Below are 8,908 nucleotides of genomic sequence, written 5' to 3' on the forward strand. Positions count from 1 at the left end.
ACCAATCGCAAGGGATGAAGGAACCCAGGGGGGGCGTGCACTGCAATAATCCGGCCCGCGCGTCGCCCATCGGGCGCGCGCGGGTGATGTTCGCCTTATTTCGCCTTGGCGATCTCGGCCTGGAGATCCGGCACCACCTGGAACAGGTCGCCCACGAGGCCGTAATCCGCCACCTGGAAGATCGGTGCGTCCTCGTCCTTGTTGATCGCGACGATGACCTTCGAATCCTTCATGCCAGCGAGGTGCTGGATCGCGCCCGAGATGCCCACGGCGACGTACAGATCCGGCGCCACGACCTTGCCGGTCTGGCCGACCTGCCAGTCGTTCGGGGCATAGCCGGCATCGACCGCCGCGCGGGACGCGCCGACCGCCGCGCCGAGGGTGTCGGCCAGCGGCTCGATCAGCTCGTGGAACTTGTCGGCCGAGCCGAGCGAGCGGCCGCCCGAAACGATGATCCGCGCCGAGGCCAGCTCCGGACGGTCGGACTTGGCGATCTCCTCGCCCTTGAAGGTCGAGCCCGAGGCACCCGCCGCAGCCGAGACGGGCTCCACCGCGCCGGCCGAACCGCCCTCGCCCGCCGCCTTGAAGGCCGCCGTGCGCACGGTGATCACCCGCTTCGGGCCGGGGGCCTGTACGGTCTGGATCGCGTTGCCGGCGTAGATCGGCCGCTCGAACGTGTCGGCCGAGACCACCTTGATGATGTCCGAAACCTGCGCCACGTCGAGCTTGGCGGCGACGCGCGGCATCACATTCTTGCCGGTCGTGGATGCCGACGCGATGACGGTGTCGTAGGGGCCGGCGACGGACTCGATCAGCGCCGAAACCGGCTCGGCGAGGTCGTGATCATAGGCGGCGTCCTCGGCCAGCAGCACCTTCTCGATGCCTTCCAGCTTGGCGGCCGCCTCGGCCACCGCCTGGGTGCCGGCACCGGCCACCAGGGCGTGCACCGGCGCGCCCATCTGGTTGGCGGCGGAGAGCGCCTTCAGCGTCCCGTCCTTGATCTGCCCGTTGGCGTGCTCGACGAAGAGGAGCGTGGTCATGTGCGGTTATCCCGATGGCATGGGAGCCGCGCTCGACCGACCAGCGGGAGCGCGGCAAGGCAGGGCGGTTTCGTCAGATGACGCCGGCTTCGACCTTCAGCTTCTGGACCAGCTCGGCGGGCGAGCCGACCTTCACGCCGGCCGAACGGCCCGGCGGCTCGGCGGTCTTCAGCACGGTCAGCTTCGGGCTGACATCGACGCCGAGCGTTTCCGGGCTCGACTCGTCCAGCGGCTTCTTCTTCGCCTTCATGATGTTCGGCAGCGAGGCGTAGCGCGGCTCGTTGAGGCGCAAATCCGTCGTCACGATGGCCGGCATCTGGAGCGAGACGGTCTGCAGGCCGCCATCGACCTCGCGGGTCACGTCGATGGTGCCCTCGCCCATCTCCACCTTGAAGGCGAAGGTGCCCTGCGGCCAGCCGAGCAGGGCGGCGAGCATCTGGCCGGTCTGGTTCGAGTCGTCGTCGATGGCCTGCTTGCCGAGGATGACGAGCTGCGGGCTCTCCTTCTCGACCACGGCCTTCAGGAGCTTGGCGACGGCCAGCGGCTCGCAATTCACGTCGGTCTTCACGAGGATGGCGCGGTCGGCGCCCATGGCGAGGGCGGTGCGCAGGGTCTCCTGCGCCTGCTGCGGGCCGATGGACACCGCGACGATCTCGGTCGCCTTCCCCTTCTCCTTCAGACGGATCGCCTCCTCGACGGCGATTTCATCGAAGGGGTTCATCGACATCTTCACGTTGGCGAGCTCGACGCCCGACCCATCCGCCTTCACGCGGATCTTCACGTTGTAGTCGACCACCCGCTTGACGGGCACCAGAACCTTCATGGCGGACTCGATCCTTCCCGCTGTTATTCTTGGTCGCGGAGGTGCGGGCCGGCGCGGATCGCGCGCGCGTGACGGCCCCCCGCGAATGGCGGCGGGACCGTAGCGGCCACATTTCTGCCTTGTCAACGCAGGGCCGTGGAGCCGCCGCGATCGGCCGCAAGGAGAGCGGACTCAGCGGTTGGCGCCGGGCACCCAGAGCACGTCGTCGGCCCCGTTGTTGTTCGCTGCGCGGCTCGCGACGAACAGGAAGTCCGACAGGCGGTTGAGGTACTGGATGGCTTCCGGCGAGACGATCTCGCCCTCGATCGCGGCGAGATGCACCGCGAGGCGTTCGGCCCGGCGGCACACGGTGCGGGCGAGATGGAGATAGGCCGCGCAAGCCGAGCCCCCCGGCAGCACGAAGGACTTGATCGCCGGGATGGTCGCGTTCAGCGCGTCGATGTCGCGCTCCAGCCGCTCGACCTGCGAGGCGATGATACGCAGGGGCTCGTAGGGCAGCGGCTCCGGTCCCTCGGGCGTGGCGAGGTCGGCGCCGAGATCGAACAGATCGTTCTGGACGGCGCTGAGCATCCGGTCGAGATGTTCGTCGGCATGCAGGCGGGCGAGGCCGACGCAGGAATTCGTCTCGTCCACGGTGCCGTAGGTCTCGATGCGGAGATCCGCCTTCGAGCGCCGCTGGCCATCGGCCAGGGCGGTGGTGCCGTTGTCACCCGTGCGGGTGTAGATCCGGTTCAACTTGACCAAGGGAGGCTCCTGCGCGTCCCCCGCCGAACCGGCCCGAGGCGCTTAGAACGTATAGCCGATCTTGCCGCCGAAATTCGTCAGCCCGCGGTTGTTGGGGCAGAGACCGGCGTTCGACATGTGCTCGACCGTGCCCATGATGCTCCAATGTTCCGTCAGGCGATAGCCGATGGCGACGGCTTCGCGGAAGAGCGGGGAGCAGCCGAGCGTGTTGAAGCCGTAGGGCGTCGTCACCTTCGGGCCGGTGTAGCCGTTATGGGCCGCGCCGCCGAAGAAGCCGTCGATGAACACCTTGCGGCCCAGGGTCTCCGGGAAGACCTCGATGGTCCAGGTGGCGCCGAGATAGGCGTAGCTGGTGCGGCCGCCGGTGTTGTAGCTGCCGCCGACGGTCGGGCGCGGGATGAACGCCTGCCAGAAGGGATCCTGGAAGATCACGGGCTTGGCGAACAGGATTTCGCCGTTGACGTTTTCCTTCGCGAAGCCCCGTGCCTTGCCTTCGGCGCTGCCGGGATCCTGCACCGCGCCGCCGATGCGCAGTTCGGAGACGAAGCTGAGAGGCTGCGCCGGAGCCGCGTAGTAAGAGGCCGGGGCGGGAGCGGCGCCGAGATCGGCAGCGACGGCCGGCACCAGATTGGCAGCCGTGACGAGGCCGGCGAGGAAGGCGCGGAGAGTGGCGGTCATGCGGGCTCGGTGGGCGTAGCGAAGGCGAAACGTTGCCCGAACTTACCACGGAGCTCGGCCGTTGAGCCCCGTTTCATCCGGCCCTGTCAGGAAAACCCCACCCCTGCGGCAGCCGTGTCACACTCGATTCAGGCCGAACGCCACCACACCACGCCCATGATGAAGACAATGGCGATGAACTGCAGCAGTACGCGCAGGCGCATCAGCCGCTGGGACACGCTCGCGCTGCCGCCGCGCATCATGTTCGCGAGGCCGAGGACCAGCACCACGGCCACGGCGAGGCAGGCGATGAGTACGAGGGTGTTGGACGACATCGCGGCGGATCCCGGTCGGTGCGGCCCCTGGCGCGGGGTGCGCGAGCACCTATAGCGGGCACCGCGCCGCCGCGCAGCCCGCCGGGCGAAACCGACTGTCGCGGCTCAAGGCGCCGCCTTGCGCTCTAACGCGTCCGCGAAGCGCAGCGCGACCGACCGCCCTTGAGCCGGCGGATCGGCGAGCTTCGCCCGGAACCGCGCCGATTCCCCCGTGCCGAGGGTCGCCCGGGGGGCCGGGGCGGGAAACGACCTGAGCGGCTTGCCGGCCGCGTCGCTGATCTCGATCCGCAGGGGCGGCACCGGCACGCCGGCCCGCCCGACGCCGACGAGATCGCCCTCGATTACCAGTTCGGCGGGGCTATCCTCGCCGGCCGGGTTCTGGAAGGCGACGACATCACGGATCTCCAGCCCCCGCCGGTTTATCGGCAGGCCGATGGCGGAGAAGACCGAGGCGGTGTGCGGCACGAGGCCGACGATGGCGTTGCGGGCAAGGCAGGCCACCGGCAGGGCGGCGAGCAGGCTGAGGCCGAGAATCGCGGGCGGCGACAGGATGGGGCTTTTCGGCAGGGCGCGCCGCTTCGGCTTCGCCTTCTTCGCCGGCACCTTGCGCTTGCGCGGGGCCGGCTCGTCGGCGGGCGCCGCCTCTGGCTGGGCGGTGTCGCGGACGGCAGCGGCGGCTTCGGCCCAGGCGGCATCGGCCACCGGATCGTCCTGCGCCTCGGGGGCCGGCTCCGGCGGCTCCTCGACGGCGGCGTCGGGGGTGAGGAACCATGTTTCCCGGCAGGCGGCACACCGGACGGAGCGGCCCTCCGGCCCGATCTTCGCCGCATCGATGCGGTAACTGCTGGCGCAGGTCGGGCAGGTGATCAACATCGGCGGCTGACTCGACGCGGCCGCGATGGCCCTTCGAGGGGGCCGAACGGCAGAAAAACTCTTGAGAAATGGTGCGTGAACGGGGTTAACCTCGCGTGAAGCCGCGAGCGGCGCCCCGCCTCCGCGCGGCGCGGCCCGCCGGCATGTATCGTGAATCAGCCCTCGGGCCAGCGGCGGGACGGCGTTGAACGTTCAGGCAACCATGAAGAGCCTGCTGCCGGGGGCCGAACGGCCCGTAGTGCAGTTCGAGCATGTCGGGATGCGCTACGGCCTCGGGCCGGAAGTGCTCTCCGACGTGAGCTTCCGCATCGCGCCGCACTCCTTCCAGTTCCTCACGGGCCCCTCGGGCGCGGGCAAGACGACGCTGCTGCGGCTCATCCTGCTCTCCGTCCGCCCGACGCGTGGCACCGTCTCGATCTTCGGCGAGGAGGTCTCCGGCATCTCCAGCGAGAAGCTCACCCTGCTCCGGCGGCGGATGGGCGTGGTGTTCCAGGATTTCCGCCTGCTCGACCACCTCACCACCTACGAGAACGTCGCCCTGCCCTTGCGGGTGCAGGGCCGCTCGGAGACGAGCTACCGCGCCGAGGTGGTGGAACTGCTGCGCTGGGTCGGCCTCGGCGAGCGGATGCACGCGCTCCCTCCCCTGCTCTCCGGCGGCGAGAAGCAGCGCGCCGCCATCGCCCGCGCGCTCATCGCCCGGCCGGACCTGCTGCTGGCCGACGAGCCCACCGGCAACGTCGACCCCGCCCTCGGGCGGCGGCTGCTGCGCCTCTTCCTCGAACTGAACAAGCTCGGCACCTCCGTGATCATCGCCACCCACGATTTCGGCATCATGGATGCCGTGAACGCCCGCCGCATGGTGTTGAACGCCGGCCGGCTGCGGATCGAGGAATGAGCATCGCGGCCAAGGCACGGGCCCGCGCGGCGGCGGCGTTCCCGGTGGACCCCACCCTCCCCGCCAACCTCCGGCGCAACGCGCCCCTCGTCCCCACGGACACCGCCGCCGGCCGCTCGCTGGCGGCGGTCATCGCCATCCTCACCTTCCTCGCGGGCCTCTGCGCGGGCGCCGCCGAGATGGTCGCCGCCAATGCCGGCCAGTGGCAGACCAGCGTCGCCCAGGAAGTCACGATCCAGGTCCGTCCCGGCCCCGGCCGTGATGTCGATGCCGACGTCGCCAAGGCGCAGGCCATCGCTAAGGACGAGCCCGGCATCGCCCAGACGCGGATCTTCTCGAAGGCCGAATCCGAACGGCTGCTCGAACCCTGGCTCGGAACCGGCCTGGACCTCACCGACCTGCCGGTGCCGCGCCTCATCGCCCTCAAGATGTCGGGGGAGCGCACCGATCTCGGCCGGTTGCGCACCCGGCTCACGGACGCCCTGCCCGGCGTCGCGAGCCTGGACGACCACGCTCTGTGGTTGCAGCGACTGTCCACCGCCGCCAACGCCTTCGTGGGCGCGGGCGTCGGCCTCGTGGTGCTGGTGCTGGTGGCGACCGGGCTCGCCGTCACCTTCGCCACGCGCGGCGCCATGGCCGGCAACAAGGAGGTGGTGGAGGTGCTCCACTTCGTGGGCGCCGGGGACGATTACATCGCCCGCGCCTTCCAGGCCCGGTTCTTCGGCCTCGGCCTGCGCGGCGGCGGCATCGGGGCGGCCTGCGCCATCCTCGCCTTCATCGTCGCCGGGCTCATCACCGGCTCGGCTTCCTCAGGGCCGGCGGGACAGGAACTCGAGGCCCTGTTCGGTGCCTTCCAGATCGGCTGGCGCGGCTACCTCAGCATCGCCCTGATCGGGGGAATCGCCTCCCTCGTCACTGGCGCCGTTTCGCGCATCACGGTGAGGAGATACCTCTCCTGATTGCGACGGATCGCGCATCGCCCATTCACGGTCGCGAACCGTCGCCAGTCCTTAAGTGTTTGGCAACCAGTTGGGAGAGTGATCTGTGGGCAGCCGTCGGGGCTGCCTCCACGTCGCCGCATTCGGCGCTAGGCTCCGGAGGATGAACACGCGGATGACGCGCGCTCCCGTCTCTCTCGCGACCGAAGCCATCGGCTGGGTCTGGAACGAGCAGGCGCCCGCCTCCCCGGCCAAGGGGATGGGCGACGGGTCCGGCAGGGTGCCGGGCAGGACGAATCGGGAGTTGGCCCTGCAGTGCGGCGCCGCCGCGGCCGGACTGTGCTTCGTCGCCTTCGTGGCCGGCTTTCTTGCCTTCGTCGCCCTTCTCGCCCGCCAGGAGCGCATCCCCGAGGGGCGCACGGACGGGATCGTCGCCCTCACCGGCGGCGCCCAGCGCATCGGCGATGCCATCGATCTGCTGGCGGCGGGCTACGGCCGTCGCCTCCTCATCACCGGCGTGAACGAGCGCACGAGCCGGGAGGAGATCGCCCGGCTCAACCCGACCCAGCGCCAACTCATCGCCTGTTGCGTCGATCTCGATTACCGGGCGCGCAACACGATCGGCAACGCCATCGAAACGCGTCGCTGGATGCGCACGCACCATTTCAGCACCGTGGCCGTCGTCACCTCGAACTACCACATGCCGCGCACGCTGGTGGAACTCGACCACGCGTTGCAGGAGAGCGAGCGGATCGTCCCGCACCCGGTGGTGACGGAGGGGTTCGATGCCGGCGCGTGGTGGCGGAGCCCGCCCGTCGCGCGGCTCGTGGCCTCGGAATACGTGAAGTTCCTCGTGAGCTGGGTGCGCACCCGGTTCGAGGACGATCCGGAGCGGTCGCGGGCGGCGGTGGTGCTGGGCCGGCGTAAGCCGATCAAGATGGTGGCCGAGCCGCTGATGCGCGGCATCGACTGAGTCGCCGCTAGTTCCCCTTGCAGCGGGTGCGGATCGCCTCCGCGAATTCCTTCTCGGACCCCTGGACCTGGGCGAGGCCCGTATTGCGCTCCGTGCCCGAGAGGCAGCGAGCGTAGACGGCGGCCACCCGGCGCATCGTGTCGACATGGCGCCGCCAGACGCGGCAGCTCTTCGCCACATCGCCGATGTCGGCCTGCTCCAATTGGTCGATGGCTTGCCGCTGCATCGATTGCGCGACCACCACGTCACGGGGACAGGTCGTGTCGCCGCCCTGGGCGAACGCGGGCACCGCGACGAAGCCGAGGACGGCGAGCGTCACAAACGCATGGCGGATCGGCATCAGGCGGCTCGGGAGGCGGCGTTGCGGGTGAGCAGCGCGAACAGCGCCGCCTCGTCGCGGGCGGCGCGGATGCTGCCGAGCATGCCCGGCTCCCGCAGGACGCGCGCAACCTGCGCCAGGGCCTTCAGATGGTCGGCCCCCGCCCCTTCCGGAGCGAGAAGCAGGAAGGCGATGTCGACGGGTTCGCCGTCCAGCGCCTCGAAATCCACGGGGCGGTCGAAGCGGGCGAACAGGCCGAACAGCCTGTCGAGCCCCGCCAGCTTGCCGTGGGGGATCGCCACGCCCTCGCCGATTCCGGTCGAGCCGAGGCGTTCCCGCTGCAGCAGGGTGTCGAACACGGCCCGGTCCGAGAGCATCGGCAGATGCCGCACGGACTGGGCCGCAAGGTCCTGCAGCACCTGCTTCTTCGAGCGGGCGCGCAGCGCGCAGACCACCGCATCCGGGGCCAGAAACTCGAGAAGTGGCATGGAACGACCGTTGCCCCGCCGCCTAGCACCCCGGGGAGCCGGCCCCCTCAAGATCGCCGTGCCCGCCGTAAGCCGGACACGCCCCTATCCAATAGTCGGATAACGAGGACGGTTCCGGCTCTGTTCTGCGCACGCCCGATGTGAGTCAGGCGCCGCCCGTCGGAGGATCGACCCAGCCGATCGCCCCGTCGCTGCGCCGATATACGATGTTGATGCGCCCGGTGCCAGCGTGGACGAAAACAACGACGGGCGATCCTGTCATGTCCAGGGCTGTGACCGCCTCCCCCACCGTGTGCCGCTGCAGCGTCTTGGTGCTCTCGGCGACGATCGGGGGATGGGCGTCGCCCTCCTCCTCCGTCTCGGCATCCTCCTCGTCCGGCGCGGCGAAGACGGCGTAGGCCGCTTCCATCGCGGGGTCGTCCCGGGCGGCGCTGGCGTGTTCCTTCAGGCGGTGCTTGTAGCGTCGGAGGCGGGTCTCCAACCGGTCGGCGGTCTGCTCGAAGCTCGCCCGCGGATCGTGCGCGGCGCCCACGGCCTCCATGGTGAGGCCGGAGACGAGGTGCAGTACGCAATCGGTGCGGTACGCGCTCCCGTCTCGGCGAAGGGTGACGTGGCCGGTGCAGCCATCCTGCATGTGGGTGTCGAGATATTTGGACAGCGTCGCCGCCATCCGTTCCTCGACCCTGGTGCGCAGGCTCTCACCGAGATCCACCCCGTGGCCGGTGACGCGCAGAGACCTCATGCTCCCTCCTGTGCTTCTGATGCCACAGGAATTAGAGACCCGTTTTCGCGCGAGTCAACGGAGACCCCCGCTTTCGTGAGC

12 protein-coding genes are annotated in these 8,908 nt (G+C 69.8%); 3 read left to right on the forward strand and 9 right to left on the reverse strand.

Translation table 11 applies throughout. The features are described from left to right. Window positions 1–95 precede the first annotated feature (95 nt). The 6 genes from AAHF99_RS05230 to AAHF99_RS05255 form a co-directional block, all read right to left on the reverse strand. Window positions 96–1,040, reverse strand: coding sequence for an electron transfer flavoprotein subunit alpha/FixB family protein (locus AAHF99_RS05230; protein ID WP_342162977.1), 945 nt, complete (start codon window positions 1,038–1,040; stop codon window positions 96–98). A gap of 73 nt (window positions 1,041–1,113) precedes the next feature. Beyond that, window positions 1,114–1,863 carry an electron transfer flavoprotein subunit beta/FixA family protein gene (locus tag AAHF99_RS05235; RefSeq protein ID WP_342162979.1) on the reverse strand — a complete coding sequence of 250 codons (750 nt, stop codon included), beginning with the start codon at window positions 1,861–1,863 and terminating at the stop codon, window positions 1,114–1,116. A gap of 171 nt (window positions 1,864–2,034) precedes the next feature. Further along, window positions 2,035–2,607 (reverse strand): cob(I)yrinic acid a,c-diamide adenosyltransferase, encoded by a 573-nt coding sequence (locus AAHF99_RS05240; RefSeq protein ID WP_342162980.1) that lies wholly within the window; start codon window positions 2,605–2,607, stop codon window positions 2,035–2,037. A 42-nt stretch (window positions 2,608–2,649) separates the two neighbouring features. Continuing rightward, window positions 2,650–3,285 carry an acyloxyacyl hydrolase gene (locus AAHF99_RS05245; protein ID WP_342162981.1) on the reverse strand — a complete coding sequence of 212 codons (636 nt, stop codon included), beginning with the start codon at window positions 3,283–3,285 and terminating at the stop codon, window positions 2,650–2,652. A 128-nt stretch (window positions 3,286–3,413) separates the two neighbouring features. Then, window positions 3,414–3,599, reverse strand: a complete 186-nt coding sequence (locus AAHF99_RS05250; protein ID WP_342162982.1) for a twin transmembrane helix small protein — start codon at window positions 3,597–3,599, stop codon at window positions 3,414–3,416. A 105-nt stretch (window positions 3,600–3,704) separates the two neighbouring features. Next, on the reverse strand, window positions 3,705–4,472 hold the full coding sequence (locus AAHF99_RS05255; RefSeq protein WP_342162983.1) for an MJ0042-type zinc finger domain-containing protein: 768 nt from the start codon (window positions 4,470–4,472) through the stop codon (window positions 3,705–3,707). 202 nt (window positions 4,473–4,674) lie between these two features. Between AAHF99_RS05255 and ftsE the strand changes: the two genes are divergently transcribed. The 3 genes from ftsE to AAHF99_RS05270 all read left to right on the forward strand — a co-directional run bounded on the left by ftsE (window position 4,675) and on the right by AAHF99_RS05270 (window position 7,278). Beyond that, window positions 4,675–5,367 carry a cell division ATP-binding protein FtsE gene (gene ftsE / locus AAHF99_RS05260; protein WP_243951864.1) on the forward strand — a complete coding sequence of 231 codons (693 nt, stop codon included), beginning with the start codon at window positions 4,675–4,677 and terminating at the stop codon, window positions 5,365–5,367. Next, window positions 5,364–6,326, forward strand: coding sequence for a cell division protein FtsX (locus AAHF99_RS05265; RefSeq protein WP_342162984.1), 963 nt, complete (start codon window positions 5,364–5,366; stop codon window positions 6,324–6,326). Before ftsE ends, AAHF99_RS05265 begins: the two co-directional genes overlap by 4 nt. A 154-nt stretch (window positions 6,327–6,480) precedes the next feature. Then, window positions 6,481–7,278 (forward strand): YdcF family protein, encoded by a 798-nt coding sequence (locus AAHF99_RS05270; RefSeq protein ID WP_342162985.1) that lies wholly within the window; start codon window positions 6,481–6,483, stop codon window positions 7,276–7,278. Between the two features lie 7 nt (window positions 7,279–7,285). Here the strand turns inward: AAHF99_RS05270 and AAHF99_RS05275 are convergent, their stop codons facing one another. The 3 genes from AAHF99_RS05275 to AAHF99_RS05285 form a co-directional block, all read right to left on the reverse strand. Further along, entirely contained in the window at window positions 7,286–7,618 is a 333-nt protein-coding gene (locus tag AAHF99_RS05275) for a hypothetical protein (protein WP_342162986.1), read from the reverse strand. Then, window positions 7,618–8,085, reverse strand: coding sequence for a PTS sugar transporter subunit IIA (locus tag AAHF99_RS05280; RefSeq protein WP_243951852.1), 468 nt, complete (start codon window positions 8,083–8,085; stop codon window positions 7,618–7,620). Before AAHF99_RS05280 ends, AAHF99_RS05275 begins: the two co-directional genes overlap by 1 nt. A gap of 145 nt (window positions 8,086–8,230) precedes the next feature. Continuing rightward, a complete protein-coding gene (locus AAHF99_RS05285; protein WP_342162987.1) occupies window positions 8,231–8,827 on the reverse strand; it encodes a ribosome hibernation promotion factor in 597 nt (198 codons plus the stop codon). Window positions 8,828–8,908 lie beyond the last annotated feature (81 nt).

It is taken from the genome of Methylobacterium litchii, from assembly GCF_038442315.1.
GTDB lineage: Bacteria > Pseudomonadota > Alphaproteobacteria > Rhizobiales > Beijerinckiaceae > Methylobacterium > Methylobacterium litchii.